This window comes from Streptomyces sp. S465, assembly GCF_026898115.1.
In the GTDB taxonomy this organism is placed as follows: Bacteria; Actinomycetota; Actinomycetes; order Streptomycetales; family Streptomycetaceae; genus Streptomyces; species Streptomyces luomodiensis.
Window position 1 is genome coordinate 9215041 of sequence record NZ_CP114036.1, and the last position, 21544, is coordinate 9236584.

At 71.4% G+C, this 21544-nt stretch carries 17 protein-coding genes; 14 read left to right on the top strand and 3 right to left on the bottom strand.

Annotated features, from left to right (window positions below; all coding sequences use genetic code 11):
• Nucleotides 1-23: 23 nt before the first annotated feature.
• The 9 genes from N6H00_RS38635 (at nucleotide 24) to N6H00_RS38675 (ending at nucleotide 13142) form a co-directional block, all read left to right on the top strand.
• Nucleotides 24-3545, top strand: a complete 3522-nt coding sequence (locus tag N6H00_RS38635; protein WP_268976567.1) for an indolepyruvate ferredoxin oxidoreductase family protein — start codon at nucleotides 24-26, stop codon at nucleotides 3543-3545.
• Nucleotides 3539-4936: an FAD-binding oxidoreductase gene (locus N6H00_RS38640; RefSeq protein WP_268976568.1), complete on the top strand. Its 1398-nt coding sequence runs from the start codon at nucleotides 3539-3541 to the stop codon at nucleotides 4934-4936. Before N6H00_RS38635 ends, N6H00_RS38640 begins: the two co-directional genes overlap by 7 nt.
• Nucleotides 4918-5961, top strand: coding sequence for an alcohol dehydrogenase catalytic domain-containing protein (locus N6H00_RS38645; protein WP_268976569.1), 1044 nt, complete (start codon nucleotides 4918-4920; stop codon nucleotides 5959-5961). Before N6H00_RS38640 ends, N6H00_RS38645 begins: the two co-directional genes overlap by 19 nt.
• On the top strand, nucleotides 5958-6365 hold the full coding sequence (locus N6H00_RS38650; RefSeq protein WP_268976570.1) for a Zn-ribbon domain-containing OB-fold protein: 408 nt from the start codon (nucleotides 5958-5960) through the stop codon (nucleotides 6363-6365). The genes N6H00_RS38645 and N6H00_RS38650 overlap by 4 nt, the downstream gene beginning before the upstream one ends.
• Nucleotides 6362-7600 (top strand): CoA transferase, encoded by a 1239-nt coding sequence (locus N6H00_RS38655; RefSeq protein ID WP_268976572.1) that lies wholly within the window; start codon nucleotides 6362-6364, stop codon nucleotides 7598-7600. Before N6H00_RS38650 ends, N6H00_RS38655 begins: the two co-directional genes overlap by 4 nt.
• Complete coding sequence (locus N6H00_RS38660) at nucleotides 7597-9075, top strand: aldehyde dehydrogenase (protein WP_268976573.1); 1479 nt, start codon at nucleotides 7597-7599, stop codon at nucleotides 9073-9075. Before N6H00_RS38655 ends, N6H00_RS38660 begins: the two co-directional genes overlap by 4 nt.
• A gap of 82 nt (nucleotides 9076-9157) precedes the next feature.
• On the top strand, nucleotides 9158-10765 hold the full coding sequence (locus N6H00_RS38665) for an outer membrane protein assembly factor BamB family protein (RefSeq protein ID WP_268976574.1): 1608 nt from the start codon (nucleotides 9158-9160) through the stop codon (nucleotides 10763-10765).
• 166 nt (nucleotides 10766-10931) lie between these two features.
• Nucleotides 10932-12128 carry an acyl-CoA dehydrogenase family protein gene (locus N6H00_RS38670; protein WP_268977273.1) on the top strand — a complete coding sequence of 399 codons (1197 nt, stop codon included), beginning with the start codon at nucleotides 10932-10934 and terminating at the stop codon, nucleotides 12126-12128.
• A 144-nt stretch (nucleotides 12129-12272) separates the two neighbouring features.
• The gene (locus N6H00_RS38675; protein ID WP_268976575.1) at nucleotides 12273-13142 is read left to right on the top strand and encodes a hypothetical protein; all 870 of its coding nucleotides are present in this window, start codon (nucleotides 12273-12275) and stop codon (nucleotides 13140-13142) included.
• A gap of 148 nt (nucleotides 13143-13290) precedes the next feature.
• Here the strand turns inward: N6H00_RS38675 and N6H00_RS38680 are convergent, their stop codons facing one another.
• Together N6H00_RS38680 and N6H00_RS38685 are read right to left on the bottom strand one after the other, a co-directional pair.
• The gene (locus tag N6H00_RS38680; RefSeq protein ID WP_268976576.1) at nucleotides 13291-14253 is read right to left on the bottom strand and encodes a phosphotransferase family protein; all 963 of its coding nucleotides are present in this window, start codon (nucleotides 14251-14253) and stop codon (nucleotides 13291-13293) included.
• Complete coding sequence (locus tag N6H00_RS38685; RefSeq protein WP_268976577.1) at nucleotides 14237-14617, bottom strand: hypothetical protein; 381 nt, start codon at nucleotides 14615-14617, stop codon at nucleotides 14237-14239. Before N6H00_RS38685 ends, N6H00_RS38680 begins: the two co-directional genes overlap by 17 nt.
• A 374-nt stretch (nucleotides 14618-14991) precedes the next feature.
• Between N6H00_RS38685 and gdhA the strand changes: the two genes are divergently transcribed.
• Nucleotides 14992-16350: an NADP-specific glutamate dehydrogenase gene (gdhA, locus tag N6H00_RS38690; protein ID WP_268976578.1), complete on the top strand. Its 1359-nt coding sequence runs from the start codon at nucleotides 14992-14994 to the stop codon at nucleotides 16348-16350.
• Between the two features lie 92 nt (nucleotides 16351-16442).
• On the opposite strand, the gene dgoD is transcribed toward gdhA, so the two are convergent.
• Nucleotides 16443-17588 carry a galactonate dehydratase gene (dgoD, locus tag N6H00_RS38695; RefSeq protein ID WP_268976579.1) on the bottom strand — a complete coding sequence of 382 codons (1146 nt, stop codon included), beginning with the start codon at nucleotides 17586-17588 and terminating at the stop codon, nucleotides 16443-16445.
• A gap of 203 nt (nucleotides 17589-17791) precedes the next feature.
• Between dgoD and N6H00_RS38700 the strand changes: the two genes are divergently transcribed.
• Genes N6H00_RS38700 through N6H00_RS38715 form a run of 4 tightly spaced genes read left to right on the top strand, consistent with a single transcriptional unit; the run spans nucleotide 17792 to nucleotide 21525 of the window.
• Nucleotides 17792-18571, top strand: coding sequence for a LamB/YcsF family protein (locus N6H00_RS38700; protein ID WP_268976580.1), 780 nt, complete (start codon nucleotides 17792-17794; stop codon nucleotides 18569-18571).
• On the top strand, nucleotides 18568-19311 hold the full coding sequence (locus tag N6H00_RS38705) for a 5-oxoprolinase subunit B family protein (RefSeq protein ID WP_268976581.1): 744 nt from the start codon (nucleotides 18568-18570) through the stop codon (nucleotides 19309-19311). Before N6H00_RS38700 ends, N6H00_RS38705 begins: the two co-directional genes overlap by 4 nt.
• Complete coding sequence (locus tag N6H00_RS38710) at nucleotides 19304-20275, top strand: biotin-dependent carboxyltransferase family protein (RefSeq protein WP_268976582.1); 972 nt, start codon at nucleotides 19304-19306, stop codon at nucleotides 20273-20275. The genes N6H00_RS38705 and N6H00_RS38710 overlap by 8 nt, the downstream gene beginning before the upstream one ends.
• A 20-nt stretch (nucleotides 20276-20295) precedes the next feature.
• Nucleotides 20296-21525: an aminotransferase class I/II-fold pyridoxal phosphate-dependent enzyme gene (locus tag N6H00_RS38715; protein WP_268976583.1), complete on the top strand. Its 1230-nt coding sequence runs from the start codon at nucleotides 20296-20298 to the stop codon at nucleotides 21523-21525.
• The last annotated feature ends 19 nt before the right edge of the window (nucleotides 21526-21544 follow it).

A 21544-nucleotide genomic window follows, 5' to 3' on the forward strand; every position in this document is an offset into this window, starting at 1 on the left:
GTCCCCGACGAAGGAACCACCACATGAACGAGCCCGCCCCGCGCCTCAGTCCCGAGGATCGCTACCTGGTGACCGAGGGGCTCATCCACCTGACCGGGGTACAGGCCCTGGCCCGGCTCCCGATCGACGTCCGCAGGTCCGACCGCCGGGCCGGGCTGAAGACCGCGGCGTTCGTCTCGGGCTACGAGGGATCACCGCTTGGCGGCTACGACCTCGAGCTGGGCAGGCAGGCCGCTCTGCTGGCCGAGCACGACGTCGTGTTCCGGCCCGGCGTCAACGAGGAGCTGGCGGCGACGGCGGTCCAGGGCGCGCAGTTGGCCGCGGCCTCGGCCGACCGGCGCGTCGACGGGGTCACCGGCTACTGGTACGGCAAGTCCCCGGGCCTCGACCGGGCCTCGGACGCGCTGCGGCACAACAACCTGATGGGCACCCACCCCGCCGGTGGTGCACTGGCCCTCGTCGGGGACGATCCGTCGGCGAAGTCCTCCACGGTGCCCGGCAGCTCCGAGCTGCTGCTCGCCGACCTGGGCATGCCGACGCTCTGCCCTGCCGACCCGCAGGAGGTGCTCGACCTGGGGCTGCACGCCGTCGCACTGTCCCGGGCGTGCGGTCTGTGGGTCGGCTTCAAAATCGCCACGAACGTCGCGGACGGCACCGGCACCGCGCAGGTGCACCCCGGTCGCGTCCGGCCCGTGGCCCCGGATCTCATCGTCGACGGGCAGCCGTTCGCCCACGAGATGACCGCCAGGATGCTGCAACCGGATCTCGGCAGGCTCGAGCGCAGTCGCGACGGGGCCCGGCTCGAGATCGCCCGGCGCTACGCCGCGGTCAACGGACTGAACACGATGGTCGGCGCGGGGGCCGGCGACCGCCTGGGGATCGTCGCGCCGGGCAAGACCTTCCACGACCTTCGCCAGGCGCTGCGCATCCTCGGTCTGGACGACGCCGAGCTGGCCCGCCGGGGCGTCCGGCTGTTGCACCTGGCGATGGTGCATCCACTCGAACCGGACGTGATCGGCCGTTTCGCCGCCGGCGTGCGCGAGATCATCGTCGTGGAGGAGAAGCGGTCCTTCGTGGAGGCCGCCCTCAAGGCCCTGCTGTACGGTCGTCCGGACGCGCCAGTGGTCAGCGGCAAGCGCGGGCCGGACGGCGCCGCCCTCATCCCGTCCGACGGCGAGCTGGACCCGGACCGCATCGCGGCGGCCCTCGCCGTCCGGCTCCGCGAGCACGGCGGCTTCCCCTCCGTCGAGGCGTGGGTGGCGGCCCGGCGATCGCCGCGGCAGCGAGTCCTGCTGCCCCTTGCCACCCGCACGCCGTATTTCTGCTCGGGCTGCCCGCACAACTCCTCGACCAAGGCACCCGAAGGGTCGCTGGTCGGTGCCGGCATCGGCTGCCACAGCCTCGTGCTGATGATGGATCCCGGGCAGACCGGCGACATCACCGGGCTGACGCAGATGGGCGGCGAGGGTGCGCAGTGGGTGGGCATGGCGCCCTTCCTGTCCAGGGACCACCTGCTGCAGAACCTCGGCGACGGCACCTTCCACCACTCGGGCAGCCTGGCCGTGCGCGCGGCCGTGGCCGCCGGGGTGAACATCACCTACAAGCTGCTGTACAACTCGGCGGTCGCGATGACGGGCGGGCAGCAGCCCGCGGGTGTGCTGACGATCCCGCAGATCACCCGCGCCATGCAGGCCGAGGGCGTGCGCCGGATCATCGTCACCACCGAGGACCCGCGCCGCTACCGGCGTGCCCGGCTCGCGCCGGGGGTGCGGGTCTGGCACCGTGACCGGCTCACGGAGGCGCAGCAGACCCTCGCTCGCACCGAGGGTGTCACCCTGCTGATCCACGACCAGGAGTGTGCGACGGAGCTGCGCCGCAAGCGCAAGCGCGGGCTGGCCCCGGACCCCGTCGAACGGGTGGTCATCAACGAGCGCGTCTGCGAGGGCTGCGGCGACTGCGGAGAGAAGTCGAACTGCCTGTCGGTCCAGCCGGTCCCCACCGAGTTCGGCCGCAAGACCCGCATCGACCAGTCGTCGTGCAACAAGGACTTCTCCTGCCTCGCCGGGGACTGCCCGTCCTTCCTCACGGTGGTGCCGTCCAAGGGGCGGGCGACGCGGCCGGTCGCCGACCCGGTCCCAGCTGGGCTGCCCAAGCCGGCGTGGGTGTTCTCGGCCGAGCGGTTCACCGTGCGGGTGACGGGGGTCGGCGGCTCGGGAGTGGTCACCCTGTCGCAGATCCTCGGCAGCGCGGCGACCATCGCCGGCCTGCCCGTCCGCTCGCTCGACCAGACCGGACTCGCGCAGAAGGGCGGCGCCGTCGTCTCCGACATCAAGATCGGTCAGGCCCACGCCAACAAGGCGGCCGAGCGAGAGTGCGATCTCTACCTCGGCGCCGATGTGCTCGTCGCCGCCGATCAGCGATACCTCGCCGTCGCCGATCCGCGCCGCACCGTCGCCGTGGTCTCGACCTCACCCGTGCCCACCGGCGCGATGGTCACCGACACCAGCGTCGGCTTCCCCGACGAGGACGCGCTGCTCGGCCGCATCCGGGAGGCGACCGACGCCACGGCGATGACCGCCCTCGACGCCCGTGAACTCTCCGAGGTGCTGTTCGGCCAGGACCAGTACGCCAACCTCCTGCTGACCGGGGTGGCCTACCAGCTGGGCGCGCTGCCGATCCCGGACTCCGCGATCGAGGAGGCGATCACCCTCAACGGGACCAAGGCGGAGACCAACGTGCAGGCGTTCCGCCGCGGCCGGCAGTTCGTGGCCGACCGCCCCGCCCTGGAAGCCACGCTGCGCTCCCTGCGCGGCGAGCCCGCACCACCGCCACCGCTCGACTCCACCGCGCGGGAGCTGCTGGCCAGGGTCGGCGCCGCCGAGGACACCGAACTCGCCCGGCTGCTGAGAATCCGCGTACCGGACCTGATCGCGTACCAGAACGCCGGCTACGCCCGCCGCTACGTCGAGAACGTCGAGCGCGTGCGCCAGGCCGAGGCCGTCGCCGTGCCGGGCGCGACGGCACTGGCCGAAGCGGTCGCCCACAACCTCTACAAGCTCATGGCCTACAAGGACGAGTACGAGGTCGCCCGGCTCTCCCTCGACCGCGCGAACGAGCGGGCCATCCGCGCTCGGTTCGGCGAGGACGCCCGCATCTCCTACCGGCTGCACCCACCGGTGCTGCGCGCGCTGGGCATGCGCCGCAAGCTGGAGCTCGGCCCCTGGTTCCGTCCGGTCTTCCGCGCATTGGTGGCCGCCCGGCGGCTCCGCGGCACGCGGCTGGATCCGTTCGGCCATGCCGGGGTACGCCGCGTGGAACGCGAGCTGATCGCCGAGTACGAAAGCGTGATCACCGAGCTCGCCCGGTCCGTGCGATCGGACACCCACGCGCTCGCGGTCGAGACGGCGCGGCTGCCGGACCTGGTCCGTGGCTATGAGGGCGTCAAGCTCAGGACGGTCGCCCAGTACCGCTCCGCGCTCGAGGAGCGGATGACTCGCCTCCGCGCCACGGGCGTCCCCGCCGTCGAGGGGGGTGAGCCATGCTGAGCGCGGACGTGGTCCAGGACCTGCGCCGGACACTGCCCGCCGGCCGGGTGCTGGAGGATCCTGGCATCGTCGCCGGCTACCTGCGCGACGAGGCCGTGTGGGCACCGCACGGTGAGCCGGTGGCGGTGGTGCGCCCGCACAGTGCCGAGGAGGTCGGGCAGGTGGTGCGCGCGTGCCTGCGGCATCGCGTACCCGTGGTGCCACGGGGCGCGGGCACCGGTCTGTCGGGCGGCGCCAACGCGGTCGACGGCGGGATCGTGGTCTCCACCGAGCAGATGACCGCCATCCGGGAGATCGACGCCACCGAGCGGCTCGCCGTCGTCGAGCCCGGCGTGGTCAACGACGACCTGCGCGCCGCCTGCGCGGAACGAGGGCTGTGGTATCCGCCGGACCCGGCGAGTGCGCCCTGGTCGACCATCGGCGGCAACGTCGCCACCAACGCCGGCGGGCTGTGCTGCGTCAAGTACGGGGTGACCCGCGACTACGTGCTCGGCATCCAGGTCGTCACCGGCACCGGGGAGCTCGTCCGACTCGGTCGCCGCACCGCCAAGGGGGTCGCCGGCTACGACCTCGCCGGACTGATGGTCGGCTCCGAGGGAACCCTCGGCATCGTCACCGAGGTGACCGTGCGACTGCGCCCCGCGCGGGAGCCCGAACGCACGGTCGCCGGCTATTTCGGCTCTCTCACCGACGCGGGGCGCGCTGTCGCCGCCGTCGGCGCCGCCGGCATCATGCCGTCGGCGCTCGAGCTGATCGACCGCCACACCCTCGCCGCGGTCGACGCCTGGAAGAACATGGGGCTGTCGGCAGAGGCTGACGTCGTCCTGCTCGGCCGGACCGACGCGCCGGGCGAGGCGGGTGACCACGAGGCCGAGACCATGCTGGCCTGCTTCACCGGCGCCGGTGCCACCTGGGCGGTCGCGTCGTCCGACGCCGAGGAGGCCGACGCCCTGTTCGCGGCACGACGGCTGGCGTACCCGGCACTCGAACGCATCGGGCTGGTGCTGACCGAGGACGTCTGCGTGCCCCGCGCCGCGGTTCCGGACATGCTCAGCCGGATCGAGCGCATCGGACAGCGGCACGACGTCCTCATCGCCAACGTCGCCCACGCCGGCGATGGCAACCTGCATCCGCTGCTCATCGTCCCCGCCGACGACACCGCGGCACGGACCAGGGCGGAGGCCGCCTTCGAGGCGATCCTCGACGACGCCCTCGCACTGGGTGGCACCGTCACCGGCGAACACGGCGTGGGACTGCTGAAACGAGCCGGGCTCGAGCGGGAACTGCCGCCGCCGGTGCTGGCCCTCCAGACCGCGGTGAAACAGGCGCTCGACCCGCACGGAATCCTCAACCCGGGCAAGGTGATCGCTCCGTGCGCGCCGCGGTTCTGACACGTCCGGGCGGACCCGGCGCCGTCACCGTCATCGACCTCCAACGGCCGCGTCCCGCGGCCGACGAAGTCCTCGTCGAGGTCGCGGCCTGCGGCGTCTGCGGACACGACCAGGCCGATCGCACGGGCCTGTTGACGGTCCCGCTCCCGGCCGTGCTCGGCCACGAGGTCGCCGGCACCGTTGTCGAGGCCGGACCTGCCGTGCGGCGCTTCGCCGTCGGCGACCCGGTCGCCACCAAGCAGTTCAGCACCTGTGGGTACTGCGGCCCGTGTACGAGTGGCGAGGAGTTGCGGTGCGCGCAGCGGTCGTTCACCTACGGCGGGTTCGCCGAGTACGTCGTGCTGCGCGAGTCGGCCCTGCTGGCGGTGCCGCCGGGGGTGCCCCTCGCGGAGGCCGCCGTCGTGGCGTGCGCGGTGGGAACCGGTCTCCAGGCGCTGCGCCGCATCGCGCGGGTGCGGGCCGGCGAGACGGTGCTCGTCACCGGTGCGGGCGGCGGCCTCGGCCTGCACGCGGTGCAGGTCGCCCGTGCGCTCGGCGCCCGCGTCGTCGCCCTCACCGGCGACGTCGGCAAGGCCGGACGGCTGCGCTCCCTCGGCGCCGACCATGTGCTGACGATGGGCGACCAGACGTGGCAGGACGTGCTCGACGCCACCGAGGGGCACGGCGCTGACGTCGTGTTGGACAACACCGGTCACCCGGCTGTCTTCCGGCAGGCCTTCCGCGCGCTCGCACACGCCGGGCGTTACGTCCTGACCGGTCAGGTCGGCGGTGAGCCGTTGCGGGTGCATCCGGCCTTCGTGTTCGCGAAGGAGGCCGTCATCACCGGCTCCGGTTCCACGTCGATGTCGGCCTTCTCCGACGCCATGGACATGGTCGCCGATGCCCGGGTGAGGCCCGTCCTGGCCGCTTACCCGCTCGACGACGCGGTCCGGGCCTTCACCGATCTCGACGAGCGCCGGGTAGTCGGCCGTGCCGTCCTCGTCCCCGGCGCACACGCGCCGCACGAGAACCGAGGAGAGCGATGACCACGAGCAGCCCGCTGCGCACCGCCGCCGTCGGGGTCGGGACGACCACGTTCGGCCGGCTGCCCGGCCTGTCCGCCGACGACCTGGGCGGCCGGGCACCGCGCGCGGCCCTGGCCGACGCCGGGCTCACCGCCGTGACCGCGCTCGCCGCCGGCCAGTGCCGCACGGTCGCGCCCGTCCATGGCAACGATGGAGCCCCCCACACGGCCTACCTGCCCGAACCGGCGCCGCAACCGCCTTGCACCGTCGCGGTCGTCCAGCCGGCCGAGGGGCCGGAGCTGATCACCAACATCGTGGGGGCCGAGCCCGCGGAGCTGAGCATCGGCATGCCGGCGGAGCCGGTTTTCGGCCCCGATGACGCGGCCGAGGTGCGCTTTCGGCCAGTACGGAAGGAGGACCGGTGAGTCGTCCCCTGGACGGTTTGCACGTCGTGGAGTGTGCCAGTTTCGTCGCCGGACCCACCGGCGGCATGACCTTGGCCCAGATGGGTGCGGACGTGATCCGCATCGACCCGATCGGTGGCGGCAGCGACCACCGGCGCTGGCCGGTGGCGCCCACCGGAGAGAGCTACTACTGGGCGTCGCTGAACAAGGGCAAGCGCTCGGTCGCGGTCGACATGCGCGGCGACGAGGGCCGAGAGCTGGTCCTCGCCTTGGCGGCCGCGCCCGGACCCGACCGCGGCGTACTGATCGACAACGTCGTCGGGCGACGGTGGATGGCACACGAGCGGCTGGCCGAACGCCGGCCCGACCTCGTCCACGTCCGCCTACAGGGCCACCCCGACGGCCGGCCGGCGGTCGACTACACGGTCAACGCAGAGGCCGGCGTCCCCCTGATCACCGGGGGCGAGGACTGGGCCGGCCCGGTGAACCACGTCCTGCCCGCGTGGGACCTCATCGCGGGCCTGAGCGTCGCGACGGGGGTCCTCGCCGCCCTGCACCAGCGGGCGCGCACCGGTCGTGGCTCCTACATCGAGCTGGCCCTGTCCGACGTGGCGCTCGCCGGGGTCGCGAACCTCGGCTGGCTGTCCGAGGCCGCCGACCGGCAGGGGGAGCGCCCACGGCAGGGCAACCACGTCTACGGCAGCTTCGGCGTCGATTTCACCTGCCGGGACGGCGAGCGCGTGATGGTCGTGGCGCTCACCGAGGGCCAGTGGCGGGCGCTTCGGACGGTGACCGGCACCGCCGAGGTCTTCACCGCGCTCGAAACCGCGTTGCAGGCGAACCTCGCCGACGAGTCCGAGCGGTACCGGCTGCGCGAGACCATCGCCGCGGTCATCCGGCCGTGGTTCGCCGCTCGGGACCTGGCCCAGGTCGGCAAGGAGCTCGACACCGCCCGTGTCCTGTGGGGCCGCTACCGGGGCATGGCCGACGTCGTCGGTGACCACCGCAGGGAGGCCCACGCCGTGCTCGCCGACGTCGAGCTGCCGTGCGGACGGCCGGCCATCACCGCGCGGTCGCCACTGCGGTTCGACGGCGACCACGGTCCCGCGGGCGAGTGCCCGGCGCTCGGCCGCGACACCGAGACCGTCCTGGCCGAGGTCCTCGGCCTGACCGCCGCCGAGATCGGCGGCCTGTACGACCGGCGGGTCATCGGTCCGCCGGGCAACCTGACGAACCCACACATGGAGGCAGGATGACCGTCACCTCGGAGTCGAGGACCGAGCTCGACCGGACGCGCTTCTTCATCGACGGCGAGTGGGTCGCGCCGCGGGGAACCGAGACCCACGTGGCGCTGGAGGCGGCCACCGAGACCCCGCTGGGCGTCGCGTCCCTGGGCACGGACGCGGACATCGACGCCGCTGTCCGGGCCGCCCGCCGCGCCCTCGACGAGGGCCCGTGGGGCCGGACCACCGCCGCCGAACGGGCGGCGGTCATGCGCCGGTTCGCCGACGCGCTGGCTGCCCGCGCCGACGGCACCGCGATGCTGGTCAGCCGCGAGAACGGGATGCCGATCGGGCTGTCGAACGCCTTCAACGGCGCCGCCCCCGCCGGGTTGCTGCACCTGTACGCCGATGCGATCGAGACGCTGCCGCTGGAGGACGTGCGGCCCAGCCCGTCCGGTTCCACCGTGGTCCGCCGGGAGCCTGTCGGGGTCGTGGGAGCGATCACCCCATGGAACTACCCGCAGGTCCTCGCGATGATGAAGATCGCCCCGGCGCTTGCCGCGGGCTGCACCCTCGTGCTCAAGCCCGCCCCGGAGACCGCACTCGACGGGTACGTCCTGGGGGATGCCGCCGCCGAAGCCGGGCTGCCGCCCGGCGTGCTGAACATCGTGCTCGCCGGCCGGGAGGCGGGCGCCGCGCTCGTGTCACACCCGCTGGTGGACAAGATCGCCTTTACCGGGTCGACCGCGGCCGGCCGGCTCATCGGCGCCGAGTGCGGACGGCTGATCCGCCGCTGTACGTTGGAGCTGGGCGGCAAGTCCGCGGCCATCGTGCTCGACGACGCCGACCTCGCCACCTTCGTCGCCGGGCTCGGCGACGCGTCCTTCCAGAACAACGGCCAGACCTGCACCGTCCAGTCGCGGATCCTCGCACCCCGCTCACGCTACGAGGAGGTCGTCGAGGCCGTCGCGCAGTTCGCCCGCGGCATGACGGTCGGTGATCCCCTCGACCCGGCCGTCACCTGCGGACCCATGGCCAGCAAGGCGCAGCTCGACCGCGTCCTCGGCTACATCGACCTCGGCCGCGGGTCGAGCGCCCGGCTCGTGGCCGGCGGCGGCCGCCCCGCCGAACTGTCCCGCGGCTGGTTCGTCGAGCCCACCGTCTTCGCCGACGTCGACAACTCCGAACGGATCGCCCAAGAGGAGATCTTCGGCCCGGTCATCACCGTCACTCCCTATGACGGCGACGACGAGGCGGTCCGGCTCGCCAATGACAGTGAGTACGGACTCGGTGGTTCGGTCTGGACCTCGGACGAGGAACGCGGCCTCGCCGTCGCACGTCGCGTTCGCACCGGCACGATCGGCGTGAACTACTACCTACAGGACCTCGGTGCGCCGTTCGGCGGTGTGAAGAGCAGCGGTATCGGCCGCGAGCTCGGGCCCGAGGCACTCGACAACTACCTCGAGTTCAAATCGATCTACGCGAGCGCGGATCAACTCGGGCGTTGAGCCCTCGCCTCCGGGGGCCGCGATCGCGGCCCCCGGAAGCCCGACCCCTGCGGAGGACAGAACCGTGCGCATCCCTCGACGTGTGACGACCGCTCTGATCATCATCGCCTCACTTGCCCTGACGACCTCCTGCGCGACCGCGACCGCGACCAGCAATGGCACCACCGGCTACCGGGTCAAGCGCATCGTCACCGGAACCGCGCTGCACACCGTCAACGGCCTGGCCCTCGCGCCCGACGGCAGCCTCCTCGCCGCGAGCCTCGCGAGCGAAACCGTCTCCACGATCGACCCCGCCACCGGGAAGGCCGGTGCCCTCGTGGCCCAGCCGCACGGCCGGTCCGACGATCTCGTCGTGGCACCCTCGGGAGAGATCCTCTGGACCGACCCGCTGGCCGGCGCGGTGAAAGAACGCGACCGCGACGGCCGGATCCGGACGCTCGCGCAGAACCTTCCCGGCGTCAACTCCATCGCCTTCGACCGGTCCCAAAAACGCCTGTTCGTCGGGCAGACCTTCTTCGCCGACAATCTTTGGGAGATCGATCCGAAAGGCATCGCCGCGCCCCGGCTCGTCGCGCGTGACCTCGGCTGGCTCAACGCCTTCGCGTTCGGCCCGGACGGGATGATCTACGGTCCGCTCGGAAAACGCGGTGAAGTGGTGCGCATCGACCCGCACACGGGCGCGACCAGCACCGTCGCCACCGGATTCGGTCAGCCGGTCTCGGTCCGGTTCGATTCCCACGACCGCCTCTACACCCTCGACGGAGCCACGGGACAGCTCATCCGAGTCGACCTCGCGACCGGCGCGAAGGAAACGGTCGCCGTACTGCCCGCGGCCGCCGACAACATGGTCATCGACCGGCGGGACCACGCCTACGTCAGCAACATGGCCGACAGCAGCGTCGTCCGAGTCGACCTCACCACCGGGGCCGGCCGGGCACTGACCAAGAGCCCGCTCGCTTTCCCCCAGGACATCGCATCCGAGGGAAACACGCTCTACATCGCCGACAGCACAGCCCTGCGGAGGGTGGACCCGCACACCGGAAAGGTCACCGAAATCGCCCGGCGGCTGAGTTCGGAACTACAGTTCCCCTCCGGGATCAGCGCCACCAAGCGGCATCTCGTTCTGACGTCGGAACTGATCGGCACGGTCCAGGTGGTCGACCGCACCACCGGTGAGCCGGTCCGCGCGGTCGACGGGCTCGACAAGCCCGCGGACGCCGTAGAGCTGGGGGACGGCAGCCTCGTGGTCTCCGAACCCGCAACCGGCCGCCTGATCCACATCGTCGGCACCACGCCCCGTCCGCTGGCCGAAAACCTCGGCGCCCCGACCGGTCTCATCCTCACCCGGGACGGCAACCTGCTGGTCACCGACACGACCGGGGGCCGACTGCTCGAGATCAACCCGAAGTCCGGAGCGGTCACGGAGATCGCCAGGGGGCTCGGCACGCCACGAGCGGTCGCCGTCGCACCCGACGGATCTCTCGTCGTCCTGGACACCGCAGCGGGCCAGGTGCTCTCGGTGAACGCACACGACGGGCAGCATCGGGTCCTCGCCGCCGGCCTCGCGGTCGGCCACCTGAAGCAGCCTTACGCGCGATCCGGGGGACTGACGGTCGGACCTGACGGGACGATGTACGTCACCGCCGACCGGAGGAATTCCGTATACGCGATCCGGCGGACGGGACGATGAACCCGCGCCCCTTCCGATTCGGCGTCAACCTGCTCGGCCTCCCGGCACCGTTCCCAGCGCTGGTCTCGGCGGCCGAGGCCACCGCCCGCCCCATCACGCTGCCGGAACCGGCCAGGTGCGATTTCGCCCATGTCATGGCATTGCTGAGTTAGTCAAGGAGTCGAACATGGCCCGTCTGGCCCGGACCGCCGGTCTCACCACCGTGCAGTCCGAAATGCTGTCCACCGTCCGGTCGTTCGTGGACAAGGAGATCATTCCGTATGCGCAGCAACTGGAGCATGCCGATGCCTACCCGGCCGACATTGTCGAGGGCATGAAGGAGATGGGCCTGTTCGGCCTGACCATCCCCGAGGAGTACGGCGGACTGGGAGAGTCGCTGCTGACCTATGCCCTGGTGGTCGAGGAGATCGCGCGCGGGTGGATGAGCGTGTCGGGTGTGATCAATACGCATTTCATCGTGGCGCACATGATCTCCCGGCATGGCACACCGGAGCAGAAGCGAAAGTATCTGCCGAAGATGGCGGCCGGCGAGATCCGCGGCTCGTTCTCCATGTCCGAACCCGACCTGGGATCCGACGTGGCCGCGATCAAGACCAGGGCCCGGCGCGACGGTAGTGATTACCTCATCGACGGGACGAAGATGTGGCTGACCAACGGTGGCACCTCGAACCTCATCGCGCTGCTGGCCAAGACCGAGGAAGGCGCGGAGAAGGCGCACCAGAACCTGACGGCGTTCCTGGTGGACAAGCCGGAGGGGTTCGGAGAGGTGGCGCCGGGGCTGACCATCCCGGGCAAGATCGCCAAGATGGGCTACAAGGGCGTGGACACCACCGAGGCGGTGTTCGACGGGTTCCGCGTCCCCGCCACCCAGATTCTGGGGGAGACGCCGGGCCAGGGCTTCGCCTTCATGATGGACGGTGTCGAGGTCGGCCGGGTCAACGTGGCGGCGCGTGCGTGCGGTATCGCCATCCGGGCGTTCGAGCTGGCCATGGACTACGCCCAGCAGCGCAGGACGTTCGGCAAGCCGATCGCGCAGCACCAGGCGATTGCCTTCAAACTGGCCGAGATGGCGACCAAGGTCGAAGCGGCCCACCTGATGATGGTCAACGCGGCGCGCCAGAAGGACACCGGCGAGCGCAACGACGTCGCGGCCGGCATGGCCAAGCTCATTGCCAGTGAGTACTGCGCCGAGGTCACCCAGGAGGCCTTCCGTATCCACGGGGGCTACGGCTACTCGAAGGAGTATGAGATCGAGCGCCTCATGCGCGAGGCCCCGTTCCTGCTCATCGGCGAAGGCACCAGCGAGATCCAGAAGACCGTCATATGCCGCGGCCTGCTGCGGGAGTACCAGGCCAAGGGCTGAACGAGCGACACCGGGACCCGCACCCCCGGACCGAAAACACTCTGCGGCCGACCTGCCGCAGCCCATGCCGACCAGGCCATGTGCCATGTGATGTGCGGGGGACGGCGCGGGAGAGGCGCGTCACCACCGATATCGGGAGAAGCCATGCACAGCGCTCGCAGCAAGCTCGGTCCGTACGTGGAATCGTGGAGCCCCGGGGCGGTCACCGACGACGACGCCCTGCCAGTCGCCCCGGTGGCCGCCATGTCGGCTCTGCTGGACCAGCCCGAACCGGTCGCGGCGGCCGGCGACCCCCTGCCGCCGCTGTGGCACTGGCTGTACTTCCTGCACTGGCCGGCGCAGCGGGACCTGGGAGCCGACGGGCACCCTCGCCGCGGCCACTTCCTGCCGCCCATCCCTCACCGGCAGCGGATGTTCGCCGGAGGACGTTGCGAGGTCTTCGAACCGCTGCGTGTCGGTGCGCCCGCCCAGCGCATCAGCGGCGTGCGCACAGTCGCGACCAAACAGGGCACGACGGGGGAACTCCTGTTCGTCACGGTGCGCAGCGAGTACCTTCAGCAGGGCCGTACACGCGTGGTCGAGGAACAGGACATCGTCTACCGGTCGGGACGGAGCGCCGGGCAGCATCCGGCGGACCTCGACACCTGCCCCGCACCGGCGTCCGACGAGACCTGGCGGCTTCCGCTTCAGCCGGACCCCCCACTGCTGTTCCGCTTCAGCGCCCTGACCGCGAACGCGCACCGCATCCACTACGACGCGCCGTACGCCCAGGGCGAGGAGGGCTACCCCGGCCTCGTCGTCCACGGCCCGCTCCTGGTACTGGCGATGCTGGAATTGGCACGGCGCAACGCCCCGTCCCGCCGCGTGCGCTCCGTGTCCTACCGGCTGCGGCGTCCCGCCTTCGCGGGCGAGCACCTGCTGGCCTCCGGCACACCGGCCGACGGACATGCCACCCTGCGCATCGCAACGCACCGCGAGCAGCGCCACGCCATGGCCGAGGTGACCTTCGCATGACCCTGTTCCGCAGCCGGATCGAAACCGCCCGCGGCTTGCTGGTCGTACCCGGGCACTGGCCGGACCGGCGATCCCCCAGGGTCCGCTCGATCCCCCCTGATGGAGCGGTGAACGATGAGGCCGGGCCCGCGCCCCGGACCGCCTTTCCTCAGCCCAGCGCGTCCATCACGGCGGTGACATAGGCATCCAGCCGCTCCTCCACCGCGCGTGTCGTCAGCTCTGTCCTCCCTGCCTCCCGCCACGACCGCGACACCAACCGCACCTCTTCCGAGCACGCCAGCCCGTCCCGCACCTGCCAGTACAGCCGCTCGCGCGCGGCCGCGGCCAGCACCCCGCCGGCCTCCTCATACGCCTCAGCGAACCGCAGACCCCACCCCGGGCCGTGCAGCAGCGCGAGATTGGTGGAGCAGTGCGCCACATCGAGATCCGCCGGGCCCCAGGAGGCCGCTGCCCAGTCGACGACGCCGGTGATCCGGGCACCTGCCGGCCTTGAGGGCTCCACGTCGAACAGCACGTTGCCGGGTTGGAAGTCCCGGTGCAGGAATCGCCCTTCATAGGGTGGCGCGGGCTCGCGGATCACGTCGGTCGCCGCGGCCCATACCGCCCTGTCGGCGCCCTGCGGAACCACGACGGTGTCGGCGGTCGTCAACGCCACATACTCCGGGGGCCGCACAGCGGGTCGCACCGCGTGGATCGCCACGAGTTGACGGGCCAGCAGAGGAACGCGCGTCTCCAATCCCTCATCACCCAGGACCGTCCGGCCCGCCAGATGCGTCATCAGGAGCGACGGATACTCGCAATGCGCGGCGGTCGGATCCACCGCGACCAGTCCAGGAGCCGACACGCCGGTCCCCGCGAGCAGGGTCAGGGCGCCGGCCTCCCGGTTCAGCCCATCCTCGGCGTGCTCCACGTAGAACGGGTCGACGAAGCTCCGCAGCACCAGGTCACGGGTGCCTCCGTCCCGCATGCCGATGGTCAGCCTCCGCATTTCGGCAGTCATGCCGCCGTGCAGCGCCTCGGCTTTGACGACCCGTTCACCGGCCTCCAGGTGCCGGTTCACCCAATCCAGGGTCAACGGTCGGACAGCCGCCGCCTCATCGTGGTTGGTCACTGTGCGACCTCAACATTCCGCGAAGACTCATGAGTTCAGTGCTGGGCGAGCCTGAGACTGGCTGGTGGCTCGTCCGGCAGGCCTTCCAGCTCAGGCCGGGCCGCAGATGCTCCAGCCAGCGTCGGTCGGTGACCTGGACCTCGTAGTCGGCCTGCACGAGAAGGCGCTCATCCGGCCAGCCGCCGTCCCGTTGGTGAATGCCCTCCTCCTGGAGGGTATCGAAGTGCTTCCAGTCCGCTTCGGACAGCGGATGGTTGCGGACGGTGACAAGCTCCTCCAACAGCGACCGCAGCTTCGCGGCGGCTGCTCCGGGCATCCGTTCCGCCGAGTCGCTGGACGCCGCCCACCAGGAACTCGCGGGCATGCTCGCACCCCGCTCGCGCGCAGATCGCGCGCGAGTGCGGGGCGAGGAGGTTCGTCAGCCCGGCCTGGGCGGCCTCGTCCGGTCTGATGGTGAACAGCGGCGCGGTGGTCGGAGCAGGCGCTCAAGTGCCGTGGCGTCGAAGACCCGGCCCGGATCGATGGTGCCGTCGAGTTCGCTATGGGGCGGTATGTGAAGCTCTGGTCTCGCATAGTGGTCGCACCTGGACCCGGGTACTGGTCAGCTTGTTACATGCGCGTAACACTTAAGTGTCCCGCGCACGGCAATGGCGCCGAGCGCCCCCCACCGGGCGGTATTGGAGCGAGCCGGCCCTCCCCGTACCGGATCCGGTGTCAGCTGTGCCAGAAAGGGTTTACGTGACCACGCGATCCGAGACGAAGACCACGCTCGCGCACCTGCTCACCGAGATCGAGCACCGCAACCCGGCCCAGCCGGAGTTCCACCAGGCCGTCCACGAGGTTCTGGAGACGCTGGCGCCGGTCGTCGCGGCCCGCCCCGAGTACGCCGACCCCGGGCTGATCGAGCGGCTGTGCGAGCCGGAGCGGCAGGTCATCTTCCGGGTGCCGTGGCAGGACGATCAGGGCCGCGTTCGCGTCAACCGGGGCTTCCGGGTGGAGTTCAACAGCGCGCTCGGCCCCTACAAGGGCGGCCTGCGCTTCCACCCGTCGGTGAACCTCGGCGTCATCAAGTTCCTGGGGTTCGAGCAGATCTTCAAGAACGCGTTGACGGACCTCGGCATCGGCGGCGGCAAGGGCGGCAGCGACTTCGACCCACACGGGCGCAGCGACGCGGAGGTCATGCGGTTCTGCCAGTCGTTCATGACGGAGCTGTACCGGCACATCGGCGAGCACACGGACGTGCCCGCGGGTGACATCGGCGTCGGCGGCCGGGAGATCGGCTACCTGTTCGGCCAGTACCGGCGCATCACCAACCGCTGGGAGGCCGGCGTCCTCACCGGCAAGGGTCAGGGCTGGGGCGGCTCGCTGATCCGGCCGGAGGCCACCGGATACGGCAACGTCCTCTTCGCGGCCGCGATGCTGCGCGAGCGCGGCGAGGACCTGGAAGGCCGGACGGCGGTCGTCTCCGGCTCCGGCAACGTCGCCATCTACACCATCGAAAAGCTGGCCGCTCTCGGTGCCAATGCCGTGACCTGCTCGGATTCGTCCGGCTACGTGGTCGATGAGAAGGGCATCGACCTCGACCTCCTCAAGCAGGTCAAAGAGGTCGAGCGCGGCCGGGTGGATACGTACGCCGAGCGTCGGGGCGCTTCGGCCCGCTTCGTGCCCGGCGGGCGGGTCTGGGAGGTTCCGGCCGACATCGCGCTGCCGTCGGCCACCCAGAACGAGCTGGACGACAAGGATGCGGTCGCTCTGATCCGCAACGGGGTGAAGGCGGTCTCGGAAGGCGCCAACATGCCGACGACCCCGGAGGCGGTGCACCTGTTCCAGCAGGCGGGCGTCGCGTTCGGGCCCGGCAAGGCGGCCAACGCCGGTGGCGTCGCGGTCAGCGCCCTGGAGATGGCCCAGAACCACGCCCGTACCTCGTGGACGGCGGCGCGGGTCGAGGAGGAGCTGACCCACATCATGAACAACATCCACACCACCTGCCATGAGACCGCCGAGCGCTACGGCGCCCCCGATGACTATGTGACGGGCGCGAACATCGCGGGCTTCGAGCGGGTGGCGGACGCGATGCTGGCCCAGGGCGTCATCTGAACCCGGCAGGAACCGGGAAGCAGGGAGCCACGTGCGCAGGAAGGAGACGGTCCGGCGCACGTGGTCCATGAGCGGCTGGAGATCCGGTCACCTCACCACTCGGCGAAGCTTCCGTCGGGGTGGCGCCACACCGGGTTGCGCCAGGCCGGCGCCGAGGCGTCGGCCCGGCGTACGGCGGCCTCGTCCACGGTGATGCCGAGTCCGGGCAGCGTGGTGCGCTGGGCGTGGCCGTCGGTGAAGCGGAACGGGGCCGGGTCGAGCACGTAGGACAGCAGGTCGGCGCTCTTGTTGTAGTGGATGCCGAGACTCTGCTCCTGGATCAGGAAGTTCGGGGTGGCGAACGCGACCTGGAGGCTGGCCGCGAGGGCGAGCGGGCCGAGTGGACAGTGCGGCGCGAGCAGCGCGCCGAAGGTCTCGGCGACCGCCGCGATGCGGTGCACCTCGGAGATGCCCCCGGCGTGCGAGAGATCGGGCTGTGCCACGGCGATACCGGCCTGGAACGCGGGCAGGAACTCGGCGCGGGAGAAGAGCCGTTCACCGGTGGCGATCGGGACGGCCGTGGACTCCACGAGCCGTGGCAGCAGTGGCGTGTGCTCGGGCAGTACGGGCTCCTCGGCGAAGAGCGGGTGCAGGGGTGCGATCAGCTCCAGCACGCGGCGCGCGCCGGCGGGTGTGAACCTGCCGTGGAAGTCGATTGCCATGTCCCGGTCCGGGCCCAGGGCCTCGCGGGCCGTCGCCGCCCGCTCCACCACGGCGGCGGTCTCGGCGGCCGTGGGCAGCGGGGAGGTACGCCCGGCGGCGTTCATCTTCACCGCGGTGAAACCGGCCTCGACCTGCGCGGCGATGTGTTCGGCCAGCTCCGCGGGCTCGTCCCCGCCGACCCAGGCGTAGACCCGTACCGCGTCGCGGACCGGGCCGCCCAGCAGCGCGTGCACCGGTACTCCGTACGCCTTGCCGGCGATGTCCCACAGCGCCTGGTCGAGTCCGGCGACGGCGCTGGAGAGGACCGGGCCGCCACGGTAGAACCCGCCCTTGGTGAGGACCTGCCAGTGATCCTGGATGCGCAACGGGTCCTGACCGATCAGATACTCGGCGAGGGTGGCCACGGCCGTGCGCACCACCTCCGCCCGGCCCTCGACCACGGGCTCGCCCCAGCCGACGATGCCGTCGTCGGTCTCCACCCGGCAGAACAGCCAGCGGGGCGGCAGCCGGAACGTCTCGATGCGGGTGATCTTCACGGGAGGGCCGGCCTTTCGTGAGGGGCTGAGGGAACCAAGTCTGGTCGAGTCCCGGCGTGTTTCCACACCCCCGTGTACGCACCCATCGCGAACCGCTATGCGGCCATGGGCCTTCCTGATGTGCGCTTCTTCTCCGGTCCCGCCCGCTCTAGCGTCTGGGCCAGACACGGTCTGGTGGTTTTCCAAAGGGAGGGAGCAGCACTGTGCCTGTTGTCGATCTGGTCGCGGATCTCGGAGAGAGCTTCGGGGCCTACACCATGGGCAATGACGCCGAACTGCTGAAACTGCTGACGTCCGCGAACGTCGCCTGCGGATTCCACGCGGGCGACCCGCGGGTGATGGACACGACCGTACGGACCTGCGTGGAGCGCGGCGTCCGCATCGGCGCACACCCGAGCTTCCCCGACCTGGTGGGCTTCGGACGCCGGGCGATGGACCTGACCCCCGACGAGGTGCGCACCGACGTGCTGTACCAGATCGGGGCGCTGTCCGCGTTCACCCGCGCGCACGGCACCCGGATCGAGCACCTGGCTCCGCACGGGCGCCTGGGCAACCTCGTCGTCACCCGGCGCGACTACGCCGAGGCCGTCGCCGACGCCGTCGAGGCCTTCGACCCGTCACTGGTGATCCTGATGCAGGAGGGCGAGATGGCCGCCGTGGCCCGCGAACGCGGCCTGCGCATGGCCATGGTCGGCATCGCCGACCGCGCCTACGAGGACGACGGCACTTTGGTGTCGCGGTCCGAGCCCGGCGCCGTGCTGCACGACCCGGACGAGGTCACCCGCCGGACCGTCCGCATGGTCACCGAGGGGCTGATCACCAGCCGGAACGGCAAGGACATCGCGGTGCGGACGGACTGCGTGCAGCTCCACGGCGACGGCCCGGCGGCCCTCCAGCTCGCGACCCGTATCCGTGACGAACTTCAGGCCGCCGGTGTCCGGCTGGCGCCCCTGGACGAGGTACTGGGCGCGCCGGCCGCATGACGGACACGCGCGCAGCGACGACGATGGCCATCTCGCTGTGCGGCGACGCCGCTGTGCGCGTCGCCGTCGACGGCGACGACACCGACCAGGTGTGGACGGCCGTGCACCGGCTCGCCGGATGGCTCAACCACGGGGGGATCCATCCCACGGTGACGGCCGTGCCCACCTACGACGCGGTGCTCGTGGAGTTCGACCCGTACTACACCACGGGTGAGGAGATCGCCTCGCTCATCCGCTCCTGGGACACCGCCGCGCCGGCCGGCGAGAGCGGCGCGGCCGGCGGCGGCGTCATCGGCGGCGTCATCGACGTGCCGGTGCTCTTCGGTGGCGAGGCCGGCCCCGACCTGGAGTGGGTGGCCGACGTGGTCGGCCACCCGGTGCCCAAGATCATCGACCTCGTGTGTGCCGGGGAACCTCTTATCCGCTGCCTGGGCGGCCCGGCGGCCTCGGCCATGATGGACGGACCCGGCTTCGGCCTGCCCATTCCACGGCTGGCCACGCCCCGGCTGCGCGTGCCGCCCGGCGCGGTCTCCGTCGCCGGGCGCCAGACGGTCATCGGGCCCGTCGCCGCTCCCAGCGGCTGGCGGCAGATCGGCCGCACCCCGCTGGACATCCTGCGCACCGACACCGACACCGTGGTCCCGTACCGGCCGGGGGACCGGGTGCGGTTCCTGCCCATCGACGAGACCGGCTACGCGGAGCTGCTCGGCACCCCGATGAGGTACCGCCACGATGACTGACCGCCCCGAACTGCACGTCGACTCCGCCAGGGTGTGCGTCGTCACCGACCTCGGCCGGGTCGCGGGACCCGCGCGAGGACTCGCCGTCAACGGCGCCCTCGACCAGTTCGCCGCCCGCGCCGCCAACGCCCTGGCCGGCAACGCGCCCACGGACCCGCTCATCGAGGCCACCGGCTTCGGGATCACCTTCCGGCCCAGCCACGACGTCCTGCTGTCCGTCACCGGCGCGCCCGCCGAACCCACCGTCGACGGCCGTGCCCGCCCGGCCTGGACGCCGCTGTCGGTGCGCGCGGGTGAGACGGTGCGGGTCGGCATCTCCGACGCCGGACTGCGTGCCTACGTCGCCGTACACGGGTCCTTCGACGTGCCCCGGCTGATGGGGAGCTGCGCACCGGACTCGATGATCGGGTTCGGGACCCAGGTCACCTCCGGCACCGTGCTGCCGCTGCTGCGCTCCCACCCGCCGCTGGTCAACCGCCGCTTCGGTGCCACCGTGTTCCACTTCGGCATCCCCCGCGACGTCGGCCGGGTCTCCTCGGTCCTGGACGTGGTCGACGGGCCGGACGCCGCCGAGTTCGGGCCGGGGCTCCAGCGGCTGTACGACTCCCCGTACACGGTCACCCCGCGCATCAACCACGTCGGGATGCGGGTCGCCGGACCCGTGCCCCGGCGGTCGGTCACCGGGGAGGTGCTCTCCCGCGGGGTGCCGATCGGCGCGGTCGAGGCCCCGGCCGGTGACGAACTGCTCGTTCTGATGCGCGGTCGCGGCATCACCGCGGGATACCCGGTCCTCGCGGTGCTCACCTCCCGTGCACTGGACCACGCGGCGCAGCTCAGACCGGGCCAGACCATCCGCTTCCACCGCACGACCGCGTCCGCCGCCACCGCCGCCTACCTGGAGCGGCGCCGTCTGCTGGACCGCGTCGCCCTGCGCGCGCGCACGGCCTTCGCGGCACTCGTGTGACCCACCCAAGGAGAGAAGGAATGACGAACCCCACAACGCTCCGGGCGCCCGCGCCGGCCGAGCGCATGTCCCGTGTCAAGGAGTCACCGAGTTCCCGGGTCGCGGACCGGGTACGGGAGTTCCAGGCGGCGGGCCGCAAGGTGCTGCCGCTGACGATCGGCGAACCCGACTTCGACACCCCCGACCATGTGAAGGAAGCGGCCATAGCCGCGATCCGCGCCGGGGAGACGAAATACACCTCGGCCAACGGCACCCCCGCGTTGCAGAAGGCCATCACCGCCCGGCTGCTGAGGAAGACCGGGCAGTCCTACGCAGGGGACGAGATCTGCGTGGGCGGCGGCGCGAAACAGCTCATCTTCCTGGCCTTCATGGCCACTCTCGACGAAGGCGACGAGGTCATCGTCCCGGCCCCGTACTGGGTGTCGTATCCGGACATGGTCACGGTCAACGGCGGGCGGCCCGTCACCGTCGCCACCACGGCGGACGAGGGATACAAGCTCACCCCGGACCGGCTCCGCGAGGCCATCACCGACCGGACCACCTGGGTCGTGCTCAACACGCCCAACAACCCCACGGGCGCCGTCTACAGCGAGTCGGAGCTGCGCGGCCTCACCGACGTCGTCCGCGCCCACCCGCATGTCTCGATCCTCTGCGACGAGATCTACGACGAGATCAACTATGGCGCGCGACCGGTCCCCAGCGCGGTGACCGTCGCACCCGACCTGCGGAGGAGGATCTTCCTCGTCAACGGTGTGTCGAAGGCGTACGCCATGACCGGATGGCGGATCGGCTACGGCGCGGGGGCGGCCGGGCTCTGCGCCGCCATCGGCACGCTCCAGTCGCAGAGTTCCTCCTGCCCGTCCTCCGTGAGCCAGGCCGCGGCGGTCGCGGCGCTCGACGGCGGGCGTGAGTTCATCGACCGCACCGTGGGCGTCTACACCGAACGACGGGACCTCCTCGTCTCGGGCCTCGCCGCGATCGACGGACTGCGGCCGACCGCCCCCGAGGGGGGCTTCTACGTCTGGGTCGACGCCTCCGCGCTGATGGGGTCCGTCACCCCCTCGGGCAAAAGGATCACCACCGACGCGGAACTGGCCGAACACTTCCTGGACACCAGCGGCGTCGTGGTCATCTCCGGCGATTCCTACGGCTGTCCGGGACATTTCCGCGCCAGCTTCGCACTGTCCTCGGAAATCATCCGCGAGGCCGTCGCCGGACTCGCCCGGTCCGTCGAGTCGCTGCGTCGCTGATATACCCTTCCGCGCCGTG

Coding starts and splice junctions, on each gene's coding strand:
- N6H00_RS38635 (WP_268976567.1), top strand. CDS start 24: ATGAACGAGCCCGCCCCGCGCCTCAGTCCCGAGGATCGCTACCTGGTG.
- N6H00_RS38640 (WP_268976568.1), top strand. CDS start 3,539: ATGCTGAGCGCGGACGTGGTCCAGGACCTGCGCCGGACACTGCCCGCC.
- N6H00_RS38650 (WP_268976570.1), top strand. CDS start 5,958: ATGACCACGAGCAGCCCGCTGCGCACCGCCGCCGTCGGGGTCGGGACG.
- N6H00_RS38660 (WP_268976573.1), top strand. CDS start 7,597: ATGACCGTCACCTCGGAGTCGAGGACCGAGCTCGACCGGACGCGCTTC.
- N6H00_RS38670 (WP_268977273.1), top strand. CDS start 10,932: ATGGCCCGTCTGGCCCGGACCGCCGGTCTCACCACCGTGCAGTCCGAA.
- N6H00_RS38675 (WP_268976575.1), top strand. CDS start 12,273: ATGCACAGCGCTCGCAGCAAGCTCGGTCCGTACGTGGAATCGTGGAGC.
- N6H00_RS38685 (WP_268976577.1), bottom strand. CDS start 14,617: ATGCCCGCGAGTTCCTGGTGGGCGGCGTCCAGCGACTCGGCGGAACGG.
- N6H00_RS38705 (WP_268976581.1), top strand. CDS start 18,568: ATGACGGACACGCGCGCAGCGACGACGATGGCCATCTCGCTGTGCGGC.
- N6H00_RS38710 (WP_268976582.1), top strand. CDS start 19,304: ATGACTGACCGCCCCGAACTGCACGTCGACTCCGCCAGGGTGTGCGTC.
- N6H00_RS38715 (WP_268976583.1), top strand. CDS start 20,296: ATGACGAACCCCACAACGCTCCGGGCGCCCGCGCCGGCCGAGCGCATG.